The organism is Streptomyces sp. C36 (assembly GCF_040932295.1).
GTDB lineage: Bacteria > Actinomycetota > Actinomycetes > Streptomycetales > Streptomycetaceae > Streptomyces > Streptomyces triculaminicus.
The window spans coordinates 565,880-585,368 of the sequence record NZ_JBFQGI010000002.1 but is presented as its reverse complement, the minus strand read 5'-3'; the positions used below and the strand labels follow the sequence as shown (position 1 = coordinate 585,368).

18 protein-coding genes are annotated in these 19,489 nt (G+C 73.5%); 8 read left to right on the top strand and 10 right to left on the bottom strand.

The window, feature by feature from the left end; all coding sequences use genetic code 11:
• Positions 1-45: 45 nt before the first annotated feature.
• Positions 46-612: a DUF4234 domain-containing protein gene (locus AB4K12_RS08275; protein ID WP_368433571.1), complete on the bottom strand. Its 567-nt coding sequence runs from the start codon at positions 610-612 to the stop codon at positions 46-48.
• A gap of 180 nt (positions 613-792) precedes the next feature.
• Between AB4K12_RS08275 and AB4K12_RS08270 the strand changes: the two genes are divergently transcribed.
• Complete coding sequence (locus tag AB4K12_RS08270; protein WP_368433570.1) at positions 793-2,544, top strand: NAD+ synthase; 1,752 nt, start codon at positions 793-795, stop codon at positions 2,542-2,544.
• Between the two features lie 35 nt (positions 2,545-2,579).
• Here AB4K12_RS08270 and AB4K12_RS08265 read toward each other — a convergent pair whose 3' ends face one another.
• The 5 genes from AB4K12_RS08265 to AB4K12_RS08245 all read right to left on the bottom strand — a co-directional run bounded on the left by AB4K12_RS08265 (position 2,580) and on the right by AB4K12_RS08245 (position 7,520).
• On the bottom strand, positions 2,580-2,792 hold the full coding sequence (locus tag AB4K12_RS08265) for a DUF2277 domain-containing protein (protein ID WP_086572359.1): 213 nt from the start codon (positions 2,790-2,792) through the stop codon (positions 2,580-2,582).
• Positions 2,740-3,969 (bottom strand): MFS transporter, encoded by a 1,230-nt coding sequence (locus tag AB4K12_RS08260; RefSeq protein ID WP_368433569.1) that lies wholly within the window; start codon positions 3,967-3,969, stop codon positions 2,740-2,742. The genes AB4K12_RS08265 and AB4K12_RS08260 overlap by 53 nt, the downstream gene beginning before the upstream one ends.
• 57 nt (positions 3,970-4,026) lie before the next feature.
• Positions 4,027-5,052, bottom strand: coding sequence for an endonuclease/exonuclease/phosphatase family protein (locus AB4K12_RS08255; RefSeq protein WP_368433568.1), 1,026 nt, complete (start codon positions 5,050-5,052; stop codon positions 4,027-4,029).
• A gap of 213 nt (positions 5,053-5,265) precedes the next feature.
• On the bottom strand, positions 5,266-5,889 hold the full coding sequence (locus AB4K12_RS08250; RefSeq protein ID WP_368433567.1) for a TetR/AcrR family transcriptional regulator: 624 nt from the start codon (positions 5,887-5,889) through the stop codon (positions 5,266-5,268).
• A complete protein-coding gene (locus tag AB4K12_RS08245; RefSeq protein ID WP_368433566.1) occupies positions 5,886-7,520 on the bottom strand; it encodes an MFS transporter in 1,635 nt (544 codons plus the stop codon). Before AB4K12_RS08245 ends, AB4K12_RS08250 begins: the two co-directional genes overlap by 4 nt.
• Positions 7,521-7,722: 202 nt before the next feature.
• Here AB4K12_RS08245 and panB point away from each other — a divergent pair, with 202 nt between their 5' ends.
• The 3 genes from panB to AB4K12_RS08230 all read left to right on the top strand — a co-directional run bounded on the left by panB (position 7,723) and on the right by AB4K12_RS08230 (position 10,578).
• On the top strand, positions 7,723-8,592 hold the full coding sequence (panB, locus tag AB4K12_RS08240; protein WP_368433565.1) for a 3-methyl-2-oxobutanoate hydroxymethyltransferase: 870 nt from the start codon (positions 7,723-7,725) through the stop codon (positions 8,590-8,592).
• A gap of 136 nt (positions 8,593-8,728) precedes the next feature.
• A complete protein-coding gene (locus AB4K12_RS08235) occupies positions 8,729-9,757 on the top strand; it encodes an ATP-binding cassette domain-containing protein (RefSeq protein WP_368433564.1) in 1,029 nt (342 codons plus the stop codon).
• Positions 9,754-10,578 carry an ABC transporter permease gene (locus tag AB4K12_RS08230; protein ID WP_368433563.1) on the top strand — a complete coding sequence of 275 codons (825 nt, stop codon included), beginning with the start codon at positions 9,754-9,756 and terminating at the stop codon, positions 10,576-10,578. Before AB4K12_RS08235 ends, AB4K12_RS08230 begins: the two co-directional genes overlap by 4 nt.
• A 53-nt stretch (positions 10,579-10,631) precedes the next feature.
• Here AB4K12_RS08230 and AB4K12_RS08225 read toward each other — a convergent pair whose 3' ends face one another.
• Complete coding sequence (locus tag AB4K12_RS08225; RefSeq protein ID WP_368433562.1) at positions 10,632-14,075, bottom strand: BTAD domain-containing putative transcriptional regulator; 3,444 nt, start codon at positions 14,073-14,075, stop codon at positions 10,632-10,634.
• A gap of 126 nt (positions 14,076-14,201) precedes the next feature.
• On the opposite strand from AB4K12_RS08225, the gene AB4K12_RS08220 reads away from it, so the two are divergent.
• Positions 14,202-14,996: a site-2 protease family protein gene (locus AB4K12_RS08220; RefSeq protein WP_368433561.1), complete on the top strand. Its 795-nt coding sequence runs from the start codon at positions 14,202-14,204 to the stop codon at positions 14,994-14,996.
• On the opposite strand, the gene AB4K12_RS08215 is transcribed toward AB4K12_RS08220, so the two are convergent.
• Both AB4K12_RS08215 and npdG read right to left on the bottom strand, forming a co-directional pair.
• A complete protein-coding gene (locus AB4K12_RS08215) occupies positions 14,986-15,180 on the bottom strand; it encodes a hypothetical protein (protein WP_086572986.1) in 195 nt (64 codons plus the stop codon). The genes AB4K12_RS08220 and AB4K12_RS08215 overlap by 11 nt on opposite strands.
• A 70-nt stretch (positions 15,181-15,250) precedes the next feature.
• Positions 15,251-15,964: an NADPH-dependent F420 reductase gene (gene npdG / locus AB4K12_RS08210; RefSeq protein ID WP_368433560.1), complete on the bottom strand. Its 714-nt coding sequence runs from the start codon at positions 15,962-15,964 to the stop codon at positions 15,251-15,253.
• A 136-nt stretch (positions 15,965-16,100) separates the two neighbouring features.
• On the opposite strand from npdG, the gene AB4K12_RS08205 reads away from it, so the two are divergent.
• Both AB4K12_RS08205 and AB4K12_RS08200 read left to right on the top strand, forming a co-directional pair.
• Positions 16,101-16,712: a hypothetical protein gene (locus AB4K12_RS08205; protein ID WP_368433559.1), complete on the top strand. Its 612-nt coding sequence runs from the start codon at positions 16,101-16,103 to the stop codon at positions 16,710-16,712.
• An 81-nt stretch (positions 16,713-16,793) separates the two neighbouring features.
• On the top strand, positions 16,794-18,119 hold the full coding sequence (locus AB4K12_RS08200) for an MFS transporter (protein WP_368433558.1): 1,326 nt from the start codon (positions 16,794-16,796) through the stop codon (positions 18,117-18,119).
• Between the two features lie 67 nt (positions 18,120-18,186).
• Here the strand turns inward: AB4K12_RS08200 and AB4K12_RS08195 are convergent, their stop codons facing one another.
• The gene (locus AB4K12_RS08195; RefSeq protein WP_368433557.1) at positions 18,187-18,420 is read right to left on the bottom strand and encodes a hypothetical protein; all 234 of its coding nucleotides are present in this window, start codon (positions 18,418-18,420) and stop codon (positions 18,187-18,189) included.
• 75 nt (positions 18,421-18,495) lie between these two features.
• Between AB4K12_RS08195 and map the strand changes: the two genes are divergently transcribed.
• A complete protein-coding gene (gene map, locus AB4K12_RS08190; RefSeq protein WP_207248572.1) occupies positions 18,496-19,353 on the top strand; it encodes a type I methionyl aminopeptidase in 858 nt (285 codons plus the stop codon).
• Positions 19,354-19,489 lie beyond the last annotated feature (136 nt).

The following is a 19,489-nucleotide window of genomic DNA, read 5'->3' as shown; positions in this document are numbered from 1 at the left end:
GCGCGGGCCCCTTCACGCGCGGCGGGTGCGCGCGCGGATGCCGGATCAGGCGGCCAGCGGCACCTGGGTGCCGGGCTGGATCTGGCCGTAGCGGTCGACGACCTTGTTCAGCTGGATCTGGTAGTAGAGGCCGTAGAAGCCGAGGAGACCCAGCAGCAGGCCGAGGCCACCGCTGCAGGTGGGCTGCAGGCCCGCGGCGCGCTGGGCGTCGGCGATCCGCCGGCCGGTCTTGTAGAGCGAGACGTACGGCGGCACGATCAGGAACATGCCCAGCGTGATGGCGAGCAGCGACATCCCGGGGTTGATCTGACGGCGGTTGTCGAACTCCGCCATCTCCTTATTGATCTTGTAGTACCAGACCAGGCCGTAGATGCCGAAGGTGATGATCGGCAGACCCAGCCAGGCGGCGAAGGGATTACGGCGCTTCATGGACAGGCCGAAATGGGCCGCACCGTGCTGCGGGTAGCCGGGGGCCGGGGCGGCCGGGTATCCGTAGCCGGCGGGCGCCTGCTGGGGGTAACCGCCCGGGTAGGGGTTCTGGGCGGGCGCGGCCGGAGGGTAGGGGTTGCTGTTCGGGGACGGCGGACCCCACTGCGGCGGCTGCGTGCTCAACGAGTCTCCTAAGGAAAATCTCTGACAAAACATCAATGAACCCGCGGCCGGAATTCGCCACGGGTAGATCGCGCAGCTTGTCACAAGATCACATTTTGTCGCCAGACGCATTCACTTTCCGGCACCCCGCGTGGCCGCCCTCACACCACATCGCGTCAGTCCGACGATTAAAATGGTGGCGTGGCTCACCTTCGGCTCGCCCTGAACCAGATCGACTCCCGTGTCGGTGACATCGCCGGCAACACCGAAACGATCATGCGCTGGACCCGGCACTCCGCCGGGCAGGGAGCCCACCTGGTGGCGTTCCCCGAGATGGCGCTGACCGGCTATCCCGTCGAGGACCTGGCGCTGCGCCCCTCCTTCGTCGAGGCCAGCCGCGACGCCCTGCGCTCCCTCGCCGCCCGCCTCGAGGAGGAGGGCCTCGGGGAGCTGCCGGTGGTCGTCGGCTACCTCGACCGCCAGGAGGAGTTCGTCCATGAGCTGGGCCGCCCGGCCGGCGCCCCGCGCAACGCCGCCGCCGTCCTGCACCGCGGCGAGGTGGTGCTCGCCTTCGCCAAGCACCACCTGCCGAACTACGGGGTCTTCGACGAGTTCCGCTACTTCGTGCCCGGTGACACGCTGCCGGTGATCCGCGTGCACGGCGTGGACGTCGCCCTGGCCATCTGCGAGGACCTCTGGCAGGACGGCGGCCGCGTACCCGCCACCCGCTCCGCCGGGGCCGGGCTGCTGCTCTCCGTCAACGCCTCCCCCTACGAGCGCGAGAAGGACGACACCCGCCTGGAGCTGGTCCGCACCCGGGCCCGGGAGGCCGGCTGCGCGCTCGCCTACCTGGCCATGACGGGCGGTCAGGACGAGTTGGTCTTCGACGGCGACTCGATCGTCGTCGACCGCGACGGCCGGGTCGTCACGCGCGCCCCGCAGTTCGAGGAGACCTGCGTGGTGCTCGACCTCGAGCTGCCGGCCGCCCCGGCGAAGGTCCCCTCCGGCGTCGTGGACGACGGCCTGCGCATCGAGCACGTCACGATCTCCGCCGACCCCCTGCCCTCCCGCGAGCCGGAGTTCACCGGCGGCGGGACGCCGCACCTGGGCGACGACGAGGAGGTCTACAAGGCGCTGGTGACGGGCCTGCGGGCGTACGTACGGAAGAACGGCTTCCGCAGCGTCCTGATCGGCCTGTCCGGAGGCATCGACTCCGCGCTGGTCGCCGCGATCGCCTGCGACGCGGTCGGCGCGGCGAACGTGTACGGCGTGGCCATGCCCTCGCGCTACTCCTCCGACCATTCCCTCGCCGACGCCGAGGACCTCGCCCGGCGCACCGGCCTGCACTTCCGCACCGTGCCGATCGCGCCGATGTTCGACGGCTACATGGGCGCGCTGAGCCTGACCGGTCTCGCCGAGGAGAACCTCCAGTCGCGGCTGCGCGGCACGATGCTGATGGCGATCTCCAACCAGGAGGGCCACATCGTCCTCGCGCCGGGCAACAAGTCCGAGCTGGCGTGCGGCTACTCCACCCTCTACGGCGACTCCGTCGGCGCGTACGGTCCGATCAAGGACGTCTACAAGACGGGCGTCTTCCGCCTCGCCCGCTGGCGCAACCGGGCGGCGGCCGAACGTGGCGAGACCCCGCCGATCCCGGAGAACTCCATCACCAAGCCGCCGAGCGCCGAGCTGCGCCCCGGCCAGGTGGACACGGACTCACTGCCCGACTACGAGGTCCTCGACCGGATCCTGGAGCTGTACGTGGACCGCGACCGGGGCCTGGCCTCGATCGTCGCGGAGGGCTTCGACGCGGAGCTCGTCACGCGCGTCCTGCGGCTGGTGGACACGGCGGAGTACAAGCGTCGTCAGTACCCGCCGGGCACGAAGATCTCCGCCAAGGGCTTCGGCAAGGACCGCCGCCTGCCGATCACCAACGCCTGGCGCGAGGTCTGACGCCGCCCCGGGCCCGCCGCCGAGGGCCCGGCGCCTCACTTCGCGCCCCGCACCACCAGCCCGTCCAGCAACCGCGCCGTGGCCTCGGCCACGGCGTCGACGGCTTCGTCGAAGACGGCCCGGTTGTGCGCGGCCGGGGCGTGGAACCCCGACACCTTCCGTACGTACTGCAGGGCGGCGGCGCGGACGTCGTCCTCAGTCGCCTCGGGCGTGACCGGCGGTCTGAGCGTCTTGATGCTGCGGCACATGCTCCCAGTGTGCCCCCGCCACCACGCGGGAGTCCTCGCCCCGGTCCAGGGCGCCCGCCAGGACCGCGATCGCCAGGCCCGCCACCGCCAGGGCCGCTCCCACCAGCGTGGGCGAGGTCCAGCCCCAGCCCGCCGCGATGGCCGCGCCGCCCAGCCAGGCCCCGCCCGCGTTGGCGAGGTTGAAGGCCGAGTGGTTGGAGGCGGCGGCCAGGGTCGGCGCGGCCTTGGCCTTGTTCATGATGAGCATCTGGAGGGGGGTGCTGGTCATGGAGCCCGCGGCGCCGAGCAGGACGACCGCCACCAGCACGGCCCACTTCACGTGCGCGACGAGGTCGAGGACGACGAGGACCGCCGCGAGGCCGGCCAGGGCTCCGTAGAGCGTGGGGCGCAGGGCGCGGTCGGTGAGGGGGCCGGCCGCGAGGACGCCCAGGGTCATGCCGACGCCGAAGAGCGCCAGCACGAACGTGACCGAGGTTTCGGAGAAGCCGGTGACCTCCACCGCCATCGCGGAGAGGTAGCTGTAGACGGCGAAGACGCCCGCGAAGCCGAAGACCGTGGTCAGCAGGCCCAGCAGCACCTGGCGGCCGCCCAGGGCGCGCAGCTCCTTGCCCAGCCCCGCGCCCTGCTCGGGCGGCAGCCGGGGGATCAGGCGGGCGAGGGCGGCCATGGCCGCGAGGCCGATCGCGGCCACGACCAGGAACGTCGCGCGCCATCCCAGGTGCTGCCCCAGCAGGGTGGCGGCGGGGACGCCGACGATGTTGGCGACGGTCAGGCCGAGGAACATCGTGGCGACGGCCCGGGCCTGCCGCCCCGGGGCCACCAGCCGGGCGGCGACGACGGACCCCACGCCGAAGAAGGCGCCGTGCGGCAGGCCCGCCAGCACCCGGGCGGCGACGAGCGGGCCGAAGGTGGGGGCGAGCGCGGAGGCCAGGTTCCCGACGGTGAAGAGCGCCATGAGCAGGATGAGCATGCGCTTGCGGGGGATCCGGGAGCCCAGGGCGGTGAGCAGGGGGGCGCCGACGACGACGCCGAGGGCGTAGGCCGAGACCAGGTATCCGGCGGTGGGGACGGACGTGTGCAGGTCGTCGGCGACGTTGGGCAACAGGCCCATCATGACGAACTCGGTCGTCCCTATGCCGAAGGCGGAGACTGCGAGGGCGAGCAGCGCCAGGGGCATGGGGGGCCTTTCGGGGGAGGGTGCGGTGGGCAGCCCTCCACCCTACGGGCCGTCGGATCAGACCTTGACGCGCGCCGCCACCGGCAGGTGGTCGCTCGGCGTGGCCGGCAGGGTCCACGCGGAGACCGGGTCCACGTCGCGCACCATGATCTGGTCGATCCGCGCCATGGGGAAGCTCGCCGGCCAGCTGAAGCCGAAGCCGTCGCCGGCCGCGCCCTGCGCGGAGCGCAGCTGCGAGGTGACGGGGGCGAGCGAGCGGTCGTTCATGGTGCCGTTGAGGTCGCCGAGGAGGACGACCTTGCGCACGGGCTCGCGGGCGATGGCGCGGCCGAGGGCCGCGGCGCTGTTGTCGCGCTGCCCGGCGGTGAAGCCGGCGTTGAACTTCACGCGGACCGACGGCAGGTGGGCGACGTAGACGGCGACCGGGCCCCGCGGGGTCTGGACGGTGGCGCGCAGCGCCCGGGTCCAGCCCATCTGGATGTCGACGGGGCGGTCGTCGGAGAGCGGGTACTTGCTCCACACCCCGACCGTGCCGTGCACGGCGTGGTACTTGTACGTGTCCGCCATCGCCCGCTCGTAGCGGGAGGCGTCGCTGAGCTCCTCCAGGGCGACCACGTCGGCGCCGGAGGCGGCGAGGGCCCGGGCGGTGGCGGCGGGGTCGGGGTTCTGGGCGTTGACGTTGTGGGTGGCGACGGTGAGGTCGCCGCCCTTGCCGGACTTGTCGCTGAGCAGGCCGCCGAAGAGGTTGAGCCAGATGACGGCCGGCAGCAGCAGGGCTATGAGGGCCGTCGCCGAGCGGCGCAGCAGCGCGAGCCCGAACAGCAGCGGGATCAGCAGGCCCAGCCAGGGCAGGAACGTCTCGGTGAGGCTGCCGAGGTTGCCGACCTTGTTGGGGATGTCGGCGTGCAGCATCATCAGCAGGGCGAGCAGGACGGCGACGGCCGCGACGATCACGCCGCGCCGCCAGATGCCCGGGCTTGTCCACTGCTCCCGCTCCCGGCTCAGGAAGTGCCGGGCTCCGGAGCCGGTCCGCTCCGGACCCGTGCCCTCGAGACCCGTCTCCTCCATGTATGCCTGCGGCATCCGCTGTCCTCACTGCTCCGTCGCTGCTTCCCCGCCACCCGACCATAGGTGATCATGGCGGCGGGGCTCACCCGGACACCCCTGGGCGGGGCGTCGGGGAGGAGGACGAGCGTCCGGCCCGGCCGGGTTCCTGCGGACGGGGGCGTGCCCGGGTGCTGTGACACAACGGGCACATTCGGGCGAGTCCGCCCGCGTGCGCCGTACACGCACCTCTCACGCGGGCCGTACGCCCTCCAGCAGGGTGTCCACGATCCGCTCGGACAGGCCCTCCGGCAGCTCCCGCCACTCGTGGAACAGGGCGCGGGAGAGCATCGGGCTCACGAAGAGGTCGGTGAGGAGTTCGGTGTCGAGGTCGGCGCGGATCTCGCCGCTCGCCATGCCGCGGCGCAGCACCGCCTCGAACGCCTCGCGCCGGGCCGCCACGACCGTGTCGTGGTACTCGGCCCACAGCGCGGGCCGCGCCTGCACCTGGGCGACGACCGTGCGCAGCACGGCGGAGGAGCGCTTGGCCAGGCCGCGCCGGCGCAGGAACTCCAGGAGGGCGACGAGGTCGTCGCGCACACAGCCGCCGACGGGGCCGGGCACGGCCTCGTCGAGGGAGCGCAGCACGTCGAGCATCAGCGCCTCCTTGCCCGCCCAGCGCCGGTAGACGGTGGCCTTGCCGACGCCGGCCTCGCGGGCTATGCGCTCCATGGACAGCTCGGCGACGCCGACGCCGTCCTCGAGCAGCCGCAGCACGGTCTCGACGACGGCGGTGTCGACGGCCGGGCTGCGCGGCCGGCCGCGGCGCTCGGCCGGGGCCCTGGCCGCCGCGCCCGTGGTGGCCTCGCCCGTCATCCCTCCGCTCCGCTCTCCGCCTCGGCCTGCCGCGCCCGGGGGGACGGGCCGGCCTCGCCGGCCGTGGCGCGGGCCGCGCCCTTGGCGGGCAGGAAGAGCACCGCGACCAGGGCCCCGAGCAGGGCGAAGGCGCTGGCGCCGAGGACGGTGACGTGCATGGCGTGGATGAAGGCGTCGTGGGCGGGGCCGACGAGCTCGCGTCCCGCCGGGCCGAGGCCCCGGGCGACGGTGAGGGTGGCCTCGATGGACTCGCCGGCCGTGTGCCGGGCCTCCTCGCTCAGACCGGGGACGGCCGCGAGGCGGTCGGAGACGCCGTCGCGGTAGACGGTGGAGAGCACCGAGCCGAGCACGGCGACCCCGAGGGCGCCGCCGATCTGGCGGAAGGTGTTGTTCACCGCCGAGCCGGAGCCGGCCTTCTCGCGGGGCAGCGACTGCATGATCGAGACGGTGGCGGGCGGCGTGATGTGGGCCATCGCGGCGCCCTGGAAGAGGAAGAGGACCTCCAGGACCCACAGGGGGGTGTCGGTGTCCAGCAGGGCGTAGCCGGCCATCGTCGCGGCCATGACCACCATGCCGCCGGTGCACACGGCGCGCGCGCCGAACCGCTCGACGACGATCCGGGTGCGCGGCGCGAAGATCATCTGGGCGGCGGCGAGCGGAAGCATCAGCAGTCCGCTCTGCAGCGGGGTGAAGCCGCGCGCGCTCTGGAGGTAGAAGACCATGAAGAACGTGACGCCCATCAGCCCGAAGAAGACCAGCGCCAGCGAGGCGACGGCCGCCGAGAAGGCCGGGTTGCGGAAGTAGCGCACGTCCATGGCGGGGTGGCTGCTGCGCCGCTCGTGCAGGACGAACAGGACGAGCACGAGCAGGCCGCCGCCGGCCGTGCCGTAGACCTCGGGCACGGTGAAGTCGGCGAGCTGGCCGCCCTTGATGATGCCGTACACCAGCAGGACGAGCCCGACGACGGACAGCAGCACCCCGAGCGGGTCGAGCCGGCCGGGCCGGGGATTCCTGGAGTCCGGCACGAGCACCACCATCGCGATCAGGACGGCGATGACGATCGGGATGTTGATCAGGAAGACCGAGCCCCACCAGAAGTGGCTGAGCAGCAGGCCGCCGGTGATCGGCCCTATGGCGATGGCGAGCCCGACCGCGCCGGCCCAGATGCCGATGGCCTTGGGCTGCTCCTCGCGCTCGAAGACGTTGACGATGATCGCGAGCGTCGAGGGCATCACGAACGCCCCGCCGAAGCCCATGAGGGCGCGGAAGGCGATGAGCTCCTCGGGGGAGCCGGCCATGGAGGCGAGCGCGGAGCCGACGCCGAAGACGGCCATGCCGAAGATCAGGACCCGCCTGCGGCCCCACCGGTCGCCGAGCAGGCCGGCGGTGAACAGCATGCCGGCGAAGACGAGCGTGTAGGCGTTGATCGCCCACTCCAGCTCGCTCTGGGTCGCGCCCAGCCCCTCGGGCGCGGGCGCGGCGATGGTCTTCATCGCGACGTTGAGGACGGAGTTGCCCAGGACGACCACGAGCAGGCTGCACAGCAGCACGGCCAGGACGGCCCAGCGCCTGCGGTGCACGGCCTCGGGGACCTTGCGCGGTGGCGGGGCGGCGGTGTCGGGGGTTGCCATGCGGACCACCCTAGGACACTTCCGGAACGGTCCCGTCTCGTATGGGAAGGACTTTACGGACGCCGCGCGCACGGCCGCCGCCGGCCACCCTTCCGGCCGTACCCGGGGTTCACTTCCGCGCCCGCCCGGGCCGTGTCAGCATGGAGGTGATCCGGGGACGCCGTCAGGGCGCCTCGAGACGACACATACAGGAGCCATGGCCATGACGCATGCCGTGAAGGCGCCCGACAGCGGCGCGAAGAACCCCAAGTCGCTGTACGGCGGAACGAGCTCTCGACGCATCACCGTCCGTGACATCGCCGCCGCCAAGGAGCGCGGCGAGAAGTGGCCCATGCTCACCGCCTACGACGCGATGACCGCCTCCGTCTTCGACGAGGCCGGCATCCCCGTCATGCTCGTGGGCGACTCCATGGGCAACTGTCACCTCGGCTACGAGTCCACGGTGCCCGTCACCATGGACGAGATCACCCTGCTGTCGGCCGCCGTCGTACGGGGCACCCGGCGCGCCCTGATCGTCGGCGACCTGCCCTTCGGCTCGTACCAGGAGGGCCCGGTGCAGGCGCTGCGCAGCGCCACCCGGCTGGTGAAGGAGGCGGGCGTCGGCGCGGTCAAGCTGGAGGGCGGCGAGCGTTCGGCCCACCAGATCGAGCTGCTGGTCCAGGCCGGCATCCCGGTCATGGCGCACATCGGCCTCACCCCCCAGTCCGTCAACGCCTACGGCGGCTACCCCGTGCAGGGGCGCGGCGAGGAGGCGGCGGCACAGCTGCTGCGCGACGCCAAGGCCGTCCAGGACGCGGGCGCCTTCGCGGTCGTGCTGGAGCTGGTCCCGGCGGAGCTGGCCGCCGAGGTCACCCGCGTGCTGCACATCCCCACGGTCGGCATCGGCGCCGGCGCCGAGTGCGACGCCCAGGTGCTGGTGTGGACCGACATGGCCGGCATGACGGACGGCCGGGTGCCGCGCTTCGTCAAGCAGTACGCACGGCTGCGCGAGGCGCTGGGCGACGCGGCCAAGGCGTTCGCGGAGGACGTCGTCGGCGGGGCGTACCCGGCCGAGGAGCACTCCTTCCACTGATCCGCCCCGTGGGGACTGGGCGCCGGCCGGCCCGTCGGCGCCGTGTCGGCGGCCTGTCGGTGCCCTGTCGGCGCCCGGCCCCCACCGCCGGAAAATTGTCGACGCGGTGTCGGCGGGGGCTGGCACCGTAGTCGGCATGACGCGAAAAGACATCCCGGCACGCGGCGGGAACGCCGTCGAAGTCCGGGGCCTGGTCAAGCACTTCGGCGAGACGAAGGCCCTGGACGGAGTCGACCTGGACGTACGGGAGGGCACCGTCCTCGGTGTCCTCGGCCCCAACGGCGCGGGCAAGACCACCCTGGTGCGCTGCCTGTCCACCCTCATCCGGCCGGACGCGGGCACCGCCCGCGTCGCCGGCTACGACGTGGTGCGCCAGCCCCGGCAGCTGCGCCGGGTCATCGGGCTCACCGGCCAGTACGCCTCCGTCGACGAGAAGCTCTCCGGCCGCGAGAACCTCTACATGATCGGGCGGCTGCTCGACCTCTCCCGCAAGGACGCCCGGCGGCGGGCGGACGAGATGCTGGAGCGCTTCTCCCTGACCGAGGCCGCCAAGCGGCCCGCCATGAACTACTCCGGCGGCATGCGCCGCCGCCTCGACCTGGCCGCCTCCATGATCGGCCGGCCCTCCGTGCTCTACCTGGACGAGCCCACCACGGGCCTCGACCCCCGCACCCGCAACGAGGTGTGGGAGGAGGTGCAGCGGATGGTCGGCGAGGGCACCACCGTCCTGCTGACCACGCAGTACATGGAGGAGGCCGAGCAGCTCGCCCACGAGCTGACGGTCGTCGACCGCGGCCGGGTGATCGCCGGAGGCCGCGTCGACGAGCTGAAGGCCAAGGTCGGCGGGCGCACCCTGCAGGTCCGCCCGGCGGACCCGGCGGACCTGCACCGGCTGGCCGCGGAGGTCACCCGCGCCGGGCTGGACGGCATCGCCGGCGCCACCGCCGACGCGGCGGAGGGCGTGGTCAACGTCCCGATCGTCAGCGACGAGCAGCTGACGGCCGTGGTGGGCCTGCTGGGCGAGCGCGGCTTCGCCCTCGCCGGGATCAGCACCCACCTGCCCAGCCTCGACGAGGTCTTCCTCGCCGTCACGGGCCAGAAGACGTCCGCCCCGAGCGAGGCACAGGACACCCGCACCGACGAGTTCCAGGAGGTCGCGGCATGAGCGCGGCGACGGTCAGCGCGCCCACGGCGGCGCCCGCCCACGAGGGCCGGATCGGCCTGCGGGCCAATGTGCGGCACATCGGGGCGCTCGCGCGGCGCAACATGCTGCAGATCAAGGCGGACCCGGAGTCGATGTTCGACGCCGTGATCATGCCGATCATCTTCATCCTGCTCTTCACCTACGTCTTCGGCGGCTCGATGGCCGGCAAGGGCCACGAGCAGGAGTACCTCAACTACCTGGTGCCCGGCCTGATGGCCATGCAGGGCATGAACATCGCCATGGCCGTCGGCACCGGCGTCAACGACGACTTCAAGAAGGGGGTGATGGACCGCTTCCGCACCATGCCGATATCCCGGTCCTCCGTCCTCGTCGCGAAGATCGTGGTCGAGGTCGGCCGGATGCTCGTCGCCACCGCCATCCTGCTCGGCATGGGCTTCGCCCTCGGCCTGTCCATCACCACCACCCCGCTGCACCTGCTGGCCGCGGTCGCTCTGTCCATGGTGTTCGGCGCCTCGCTGATGTGGGTCTTCATCCTGCTCGGCCTGTCCCTGAAGACCCCGCAGGCCGTCCAGGGCATTGCGATGATCATCCTGATGCCGCTCCAGTTCGGCAGCTCGATCTTCGCGCCGACGGCCAAGATGCCCGGCTGGCTGGAGGGCTTCACGAAGTACAACCCGCTGTCCAACCTCGCCGACGCCTCCCGCCACCTGATGCGCGGCGGACCGGTCGCCCACTCGATGTGGATGACGCTGGCCTGGGCCGCGGGCATCACGCTGGTGACGGCGCCGCTGGCGGTCGCGAAGTTCCGCAACAAGACCTGAGGCGGCCGGACCTGAACCGGGCCCGGTCCGCCGGCGCCGGACCACGACGCGCGTCATACGAGGGCGGCGGCCTCCGCGAGGGAGAGGCCGGCGCCCTCGGCGTATGCGCGCTCGTACGCCTCGGCGCCCATGACGGCACGGGCGGCCCCCGCCCCGGCGTCGCGGATCTCCCGCTCCAGCGACGGTATGTGGAAGGCGGCCGGCCGCAGCGCGGCGGAGGCCCCGAGCAGCCGGGCGGCGCGCGGGGCGTCGTCCTCGCCGCCCAGCACGGCGTAGGCGTGGGCGGCGCTGAGCAGCTGGGCCGTGGCGAGCTGCGGCGCGATCAGCAGGCTGAGCGGATCGTCGGCCTTCGCCAGGGCGGCCCGCAGCCGGGGCAGCGCGTCCGCCGGGCGCCCCTGGAGGGTGTCCAACCAGGCCAGCAGCCCGCTCATCAGGGCCTCGAAGACGGCGATGGCCCGCTCCCCGAAGTCCTCGGCCAGCTCCTCGAAGATCTCCCGGGCCTCCGCCGGGCGCCCGCCGCGGCCGAGGAGGACGCCGAGCTGGACGCGGATGAAGGCGGCCACGTCCGGGCCGGTCCGCTCGGCCTCGACGAGCGCCTCGCGGTAGATCCGCTCGACCTCCGCCGGCTCGATCTCCCCGTCCTCCGCCAGCACGGTGGCCAGGCGCGCGCGCAGCATCGGCACCTGGCCGACGGAGCCCAGCTCGCGGACCCGGTCGACGGCCTCGCGGTAGTCCGCGGCGGCGGCCGCGAACCGGCCGTGCTTCTCCAGGGCCTCGCCGCGGCCGGACAGCGCCTCGGCCACGCCCCAGGAGTCGCCGAGGTCGCGGAAGAGCTCCAGGCTCTCGTCGGCGTCCGTGATGCCCTGGCCCAGGCGGTCGGGGCTGTCGTTGAGCACCTTGGCGCGCAGCTGGAGCATGTTGGCGAGCTCCCACCGGAAGCCGAGGCTGCGGCAGCGTTCCACGGCGCCGTCGAGGATCGCGTACATGTCGTCGGCGGCGCCGGTCATCAGGACCGCGTAGTACCACATCATGCCCGGCACCCGGCAGTTCTGCGGCTGTCCGTCGCCGTAGGCGGTGACGATGCCGCGCAGCAGCCGCTGCATCTCGGGGGTGCCGATCTCGCGCATGTTGGCGTCCACGTTGGAGATCGCGATCAGCCGGACGCCGCGGCGCGCCTCCTCCAGCAGGTCGGGTGCCATCGGCGGGGGCGCCTCCGTGCAGGTGACGTGGATCGGCGGGGCGGGCGCGACGGGTTCGGCGAAGGGGTCCGGGCCGAGGCCCGCGACGGCCTCCGACCAGTGCCGGGCGTCGGCGCGGTGGTCGCGCAGCTGCCAGAACCAGCCCAGGGACAGCACCAGGCACAGCGCCTCCTGCTCGTCCCGCGCGGCGACGGCCCGCCGCAGCGCGGAGCGCAGGTTGTCGTGCTCGAGCTCCAACCGCTCCAGCCAGGCGCGTTGGCCGGTGCCGCGCAGCAGGGGGTCGGCGGTGCGGGCCAGTTCGCGGAAGGCGACGAGGTGGAGCCGTTCGACCGCGGCCCGCTCGCCGGCCTCGTCCAGCCGCTCGCCGGCGTACTCCCCGACGGTCTCCAGCAGCCGGTAGCGCATCTGGCCGTCGGCGGCGGGGGCCGCGACCACCAGCGACTTGTCGACCAGCGAGCCGAGCAGGACCGGTACGTCCAGGGCGTCGACGGCCGTGCCGTCGGCGCACACCTCCTCGGCGGCCGCGAGGTCGCATCCGCCGGAGAAGACGGACAGGCGGCGCAGCACGGCGCGTTCGGGCTCGTCGAGCAGGTCCCAGGACCAGTCGACCACGGCTCTCAGCGTCTGCTGGCGGGGCAGGACGGTGCGGCTGCCGGAGGTCAGCAGCCGGAAGCGGTCGTCGAGGCGGTCGGCGAGCCCGCGCGGGGTGAGCAGCCGCAGCCGGGCGGCGGCCAGCTCGATGGCGAGCGGCAGCCCGTCCAGCCGACGGCAGATCTCGGCGGACGCGGCGGGGTCGTCCTCCACCCGGAAGCCGGGCCGGGCGGCGGCGCCCCGGTCGGCGAGCAGCCGCAGGGCCACGGGGTCGGGCAGCGGCTCGACGGGCCGCACCAGCTCGCCGGGGACGGCGAGGGGTTCCCTGCTGGTGGCGAGCACGGCGACGCCGGGGCAGTGGGCGAGGAGCGTCTCGGCGAGCCGGGCGGCCGCGCCGACGACGTGCTCGCAGTTGTCCAGCACGAGCAGCATCCGGCGGCGCGCGCAGTGCTCGGCGAGCCGCCCGAGCGGGTCGAGCGCGGTGGCGTCGGTGGCGGCCCGCAGCCCCTCGGCCGTCGTGCCGCGCACCACGGTCTCGCGCGCCCCGAGCGTGGTCAGGACCGCCTCGGGCACGGTCTCCGGATCGTCGACGGGCGCGAGCTCGGCGAACCACACCCCGTCGGGCCACCGCTCCCCCGCCGCGGCGGCGGCCTCGGCGGCCTCCTGCGACAGCCTCGTCTTCCCGGCCCCGCCGGGCCCCAGCAGCGTCACCAGCCGGTGCCGCCCGAGGTCCTCCCGGATCAGGGCGAGGTCGTCCTCCCGGCCGACGAAGGAGGTCAGCCGCGCCCGCAGATTGCCGGGCGGGGGCACGGCGGCGGGCGAGGACACCTCTCCGGTTCCGGCGTACGGACCGTCCGGCCCGCCGCCGTCGGCACCCGTGGCCACGGCGGCGGCCCGCCCGGCGGCCCGCGCCCGGCCGGTGGCGGGTCCGCCCGCCTCGCCCGTGCCCGCCGGCGCCTCATGGCCCGTGGGGCCGGCCGACTCGGCAGGGGCCGCGAGCAGCTCGGTGTGCAGGGCGCGCAGCTCGGGGCCGGGGTCGGTGCCCAGCCGGTCGGCCAGGGTGCGGGCGAGGTCGGCGTACGCGGCCAGCGCCTGCGCCGGGCGGCCGGCTGCGCGCAGGGCGCGCAGGCGCAGCGCCTGGAGGGGCTCGTCCAGGGGGTGGGCGTCGCACAGCTCGGCGAGGGCCGGCAGGGCCGCGGCGGCGTTGCCGAGGGCGACGTCGGCGGCCAGGCGGCCGCGGCGGGCGGCGAGGCGGCGGGCGTCGCAGCGGGCCGCCGTGGCCGTGCGGGCGGGCAGGTCGGCGAGGGCCGGGCCGCGCCAGAGGGCGAGGGCGTCGTCGAGGAGCGCGGCCGCCTTGGCGGGGTCGGCGTCGGCCAGCGCCCGCTCGCCCTCGTCGGCGAGCCGCTCGAAGCGGTGCAGGTCGACGTCGTCCGGCTCGGCGCACAGCCGGTACCCGCCGTCGGCGGAGGCGACCGTCGCGTGCCCGACGGCCCGCCGCAGCCGGCCGACGAGCGCCTGCAGGGCGCCCGTGGCGTCGGCGGGCGGCTCGCCGTCCCAGATCTCGCCGATCAGCGCCTGGACGCCCAGCACCCGGCCGGGGTGCAGGGCCAGCGCGGCCAGCAGCCCGCGCAGGCGGGCGCCGCCGAGGGGAACGGGGTTCCCGTCGTCGGTGTGGACCTGGGTACTGCCGAGGATGCCGTAACGCACTGCCTTATTCTCCCCCCGCGCGAACCTCGCGCTACGAAATATCGTCCCCCACCGAGTACCGTCGCCCGGTACATCCGCGCGCCCCGGGCGTACCCGGCGGCCTCCCCTCCCCAGGAGCACTCAGACATGGCATCCGAAGCGACCCGCGGCGAGCGGCGCATCAGCCCCGTCTTCCTCGCCCTCGTCGCCATCATGGCGGTCTCCATATGGGCGGTGTGGACCGGCTTCGCGGCGAACCAGGGCTTTCCCGTGTTCCTGTTCGTGACCTCGGCCTGGATCGTCTCGCTCTGCCTGCACGAGTACGCGCACGCGCGCACCGCCCTGCACGGCGGCGACATCTCCGTCGAGGCCAGGGGCTACCTCACGCTCAACCCGCTCGCCTACACCCACGCCCTGCTGAGCATCGTGCTGCCGGTGATCTTCGTGATCATGGGCGGCATCGGCCTGCCCGGCGGCGCGGTCTTCATCGAGCGCCACCGCATCCGCAGCCGCTGGAAGCACAGCCTGATCTCGGCCGCCGGCCCACTGACCAACGTCGTCTTCGCGCTCGTGGTCTCCGCCCCGTTCTGGCTGGACGCCCTGGACGGCGTACCGGAGGACCTCCGCTACGCCCTCGGGTTCCTCGCCCTGCTGCAGGTGACCGCCGCGATCCTGAACTTCCTGCCCGTCCCCGGCCTCGACGGCTACGGCGTGATCGAGCCCTGGCTGCCGTACGGCATCCGCCGCCAGCTCGATTCCTTCGCGCCGTTCGGCCTGCTCGCGGTCTTCGGCTTCCTGTGGATCCCCGAGGTCAACCACGCCTTCTTCGACATGATCGACGAGGTGCTGCGGGCGCTGGGCGTCAGCGACTGGGACACCTGGAACGGTCAGCGGCTGTTCCGCTTCTGGGAGGGCAACTCCATAGAGTCGCTCAACCCGTGACGCGTCCCTGCTCCGCCGCCTTGTCGTTCTTCGCCTTGCGCACGTAGTACCAGGCGATGTTCGACGAGACGCCGAGGAGCAGGATCCAGACGATGCCCAGCCAGCTGCCCCGGGCGAACGAGACGACGGCCGCCGCGATCGAGAGGGCGCACACGGCGAGGGCGTAGAGGGCGAGGCGGGGCATGGGGGCGGCTCCTGTCCGGGGACGCATGTGCGTACGATCCCGGTCATTGTCCCCCATGCCCCGGACCGCGTCAGACGTCGGTGACGCGCAGCCCCGCGTGCGCCTTGTGGCGGCGGTTGACGGAGATCAGGTTGGCGACCAGCGACTCCACCTGGTGGGCGTTGCGCAGCCGGCCCGCGAAGACGCCGCGCATGCCGGGGATGCGGCCGGCCAGCGCCTGCACGATGTCGGTGTCGGCCCGCTTCTCGCCGAGCACCATCACATCGGTGTCGATCTCGTCGATCTCCGGGTCGGAGAGCAGCACGGCGGACAGGTGGTGGAAGGCGGCGGTCACCCGCGAGTCGGGCAGCAGCGCGGCGGCCTGCTGCGCGGCGCTGCCCTCCTCGGGCTTGAGGGCGTAGGCGCCCTGCTTGTCGAAGCCGAGCGGGTTGACGCAGTCGACGACGAGCTTGCCGGCGAGCTCCTCGCGCAGCGCCTCGAGGGTCTTGGCGTGGCCGTCCCACGGCACGGCGACGATCACGATGTCGCTGCGGCGCGCGCACTCGGCGTTGTCCAGGCCCTCGACGCCCAGGCCCAGCTCCTCGGCCGCGGTGCGGGCCCGCTCGGCCGCCCGCGAGCCGATGATCACCTTCTGGCCGGCCTTGGCCAGCCGGTAGGCCAGACCGCGGCCCTGGTCGCCGGTTCCGCCGAGCACGCCGACCACCAGGCCGGATACATCGGGAAGGTCCCAAGGGTCCTTGGCCGGGGCCTTCTTCACGTCCTTCACGTCATCAGAAGTAGTCATGACGGCGATACTGTCACGCCGCTTTCCCCCTCGGCCGGGCCCGGTGCGCCGGACCTCGGCCGACCCGCGCGCCCGAACGGGTGAGGCGCCCGGCAACTCCGCTTCTGCGTGCGGCGGTTGGGGCAAGATGCGGCGCATGGACGCCGTACGGGTCGCGCTGCTGCGCGAGGCACTCGCCGGGACCGAGTGGCTGCGGGCCGCGCGTGGCTTCGCGGGGACGCTGCGGACGTCGGTCGGCGCCCACGGCGGGGGGCTGCTGCTGGTGGGGACCGCGGCGTACGAACCCTGGCACCTGGCCGCCCACCTGGACGAGGAGGCCGCCTGGTCCGGGGCCGCGGAGCTGTGCCCCACGCTGGTGCGCCACCGGGTGCCGGCCGGCGCGCCCGCGCATCTGTCGGTCGGGCTGGGCCGGCTCGAGGCGGCCCGGCGCGGGGAGACGCTGCTGGTGGTGGCGCCGGAGCGGCCCGGCGAAGGGCTGCTGGAGCGGGTGCACGACGCCCGGCGCGGCGGGGCGACGGTGCTGGCCCTCGACGGCCGCGACGACGCCCGGCACGGCGACCTCCACGCCCTCGCGCACGACGCGCTGGCCGTGCCGGCGTCGTCGGAACTCGACCTGGAGACCGTCCAGCACCTGGTCAGCGCCGCGGCCGGGGAGAACGTCCCGCCCGCCGCGCGCGGCCGCCGCTTCCGCGACCGCCTGGCCCGCCTCGCCGACCAGCTCACCGCGCCGCCGCCGGACCGGTGGTGACGCCCCGGCGGCCGGCCGACGCCGCCCGACCGGAAAAAATCGTTTTGCCCGGGCCCTGCCCCGCCCGCACCATGGTGCCCCGTGAGCGAGCACCATCCCCCTCCCCCCAGCCCCTCTCCCGCCGGCCGTCTGCGTGCCCTGTTGCCGGATCTGACCCCTTGGCGCGCCTCGGCCGACTTCCGCCGCATGTGGCTGGCGGGGCTGGTGACGGTCTTCGGCAGCTTCCTGACCTTCGTCGCGGTGCCACTGCAGCTCAAGGAGCTCACCGGCTCGACGCTCGCGGTCGGCGCGATCGGCGCGGTCGAGCTCGTCCCGCTGATCGTCTTCGGCCTCTACGGCGGAGCGCTCGCCGACGCCATGGACCGCCGCAAGCTGATCCTGTGGACGGAGGCCGGGCTCGGCGTCCTGAGCGCGATGCTGCTGCTCAACACCCTGCTGCCGCATCCGATGATCTGGCCGCTGTACGTGGTGGCCGCGCTGGTCAGCGCCCTGACCGGCCTGCAGCGCCCGGCGCTGCAGGCGATCGTGCCGAGGATCGTCGCCCACGACCAGCTGCCCGCCGCCATCGCCCTGAACTCGATGCGCTGGCAGGTCGGCGCCATCGCCGGCCCCTCGGTCGCGGGCGTGGTGATCGCCTTCTCCGGCCTGGGCTTCGCCTACGCCCTGGACGTCGCCTCGTACGCCCTCTCCGTGCTGCTCGCCTTCCGGCTCGCCCCCTCCCCCGCCTTGCACGACGCCGAGAAGCCCTCGCTGCGCGGCGTCCTGGAGGGCGCGCGCTACGCGTGGAGCCGCAAGGAGCTGCTGGGCACGTACGCGATCGACATGGCGGCGATGTTCTTCGCCTTCCCCACGGCGATCTTCCCGTTCCTCGCCGACGACCTGGACGCGCGGTGGGCGCTGGGCCTGATGTACGCGGCCGGCGCGGTGGGCTCGCTGGGGGTGACCCTGACCAGCGGCTGGGTCTCGCGCGTCGACCGGCACGGCCGGATGGTGGTCTGCGCGGCCGCCGGCTGGGGCCTGGCCATGATGGTGGCGGGCTGGATGCAGAACATCTGGCTGGTGCTGCTGTTCCTGGCCGCGGCCGGCGCCTGCGACACGGTGAGCGGCCTGTTCCGCTCGGCGATCTGGGACCAGACGATCCCCGACGAGCTGCGCGGCCGGCTGGCGGGCATCGAGCTGCTGTCCTACTCCGTGGGCCCGCAGCTGGGCCAGGTCCGCGCGGGCGGCACGGCCGCGCTGACCAACGTCCGCACCTCGGTGTGGGCCGGCGGCCTGGCGTGCGTGGCGTCGGTGGGGCTGCTGGCGGTGTCGCTGCCGAAGCTGATGTCCTACGACCAGCGCACGGACGAGCACGCGGTGCGGATGCGCGAGCGCAAGGCCGCGGAGGCGGTGACGACGGCCGCCTGAGCCCCGCGCCCGTCACACCCTCGGGCGCCGGCCGGCCCGCACCCGCGGCCCGGCCGGCGCCCGCGCCTCAGTCCTCCTTGCCCCCGCCGCCGGGGGCCTCGTCGTTCCAGCGCGGGTCCTCGCGCCACTCCTCGTTCCGCTCGCGCGCCGTCTCCATCGCGTGCGACGCCTCCTGCCGGGTCCCGTACGGCCCGAGCCGGTCCGCCGCCCGGCACTCCGGGCCCTCCTCCACCGTGCCGTGCTTGAGGCAGTAGTACCACTCGCCAGGTTTGCCGGCCTGGCGCTTCTTGAACAGGGCCATCGGGGCCTCCTCCTCGTCCTCGCGTTCGGCTCTCGCGGCAATGGTCCCCGATGGGCCCTGGCTACACTCGCTGACATGTCTGGCCAGTCGCTTCTTGTCCCGGGGACGCTCTCCCCCACCCGTTCCGTCCCCGCCTCGATCCCGCGGCCCGAGTACGTGGGCAAGGCCGCGCCCACCCCGTACACCGGCCCCGAGGTCCAGGACGCCGAGACGATCGAGAAGATGCGGATCGCCGGCGGCATCGCCGCGCGGGCGATGGAGGAGGCGGCCAAGCACATCGCGCCGGGCGTCACCACGGACGAGCTGGACCGGGTCGCGCACGAGTACATGTGCGACCACGGCGCGTACCCCTCCACGCTCGGCTACCGCAGCTTCCCCAAGTCGCTGTGCGCGTCGATCAACGAGGTCATCTGCCACGGCATCCCGGACTCCACCGTCCTGCGCGACGGCGACATCGTGAACCTCGACGTGACGGCCTTCATCGGCGGCGTGCACGGCGACAACAACGCCACCTACCTGTGCGGCGACGTGGACGAGGAGTCGCGCCTGCTCGTCGAGCGGACCCGCGAGGCGCTCAACCGGGCCATCAAGGCGGTCAAGCCCGGCCGCCGCGTCAACATCATCGGCCGGGTCATCGAGTCGTACGCCAAGCGCTTCGGCTACGGCGTCGTCCGCGACTTCACGGGCCACGGCATCAACTCGTCCTTCCACTCGGGCCTGATCGTCCCCCACTACGACAGCCCCCACCACGACACGCTCATCCAGCCCGGCATGACCTTCACGATCGAGCCGATGCTGACGCTGGGGACGTACGAGTACGACATGTGGGAGGACGGCTGGACGGTCGTCACCAAGGACCGCAAGCGCACGGCCCAGTTCGAGCACACGCTCGTGGTGACGGACACGGGTGCGGAGATCCTGACGCTTCCGTAGAGTTTTTACCGACAGCATGTCGGGAAGCGATTGACTTAGGTAAGCCTAAGTGGGGAGGATGGGGGGAGACGGCGCGCCCCGGCGCGTCCGTTTCCGCCTGTTCCCTCCGCCCCTTCCCGTCCCCTCGGTCACCGGA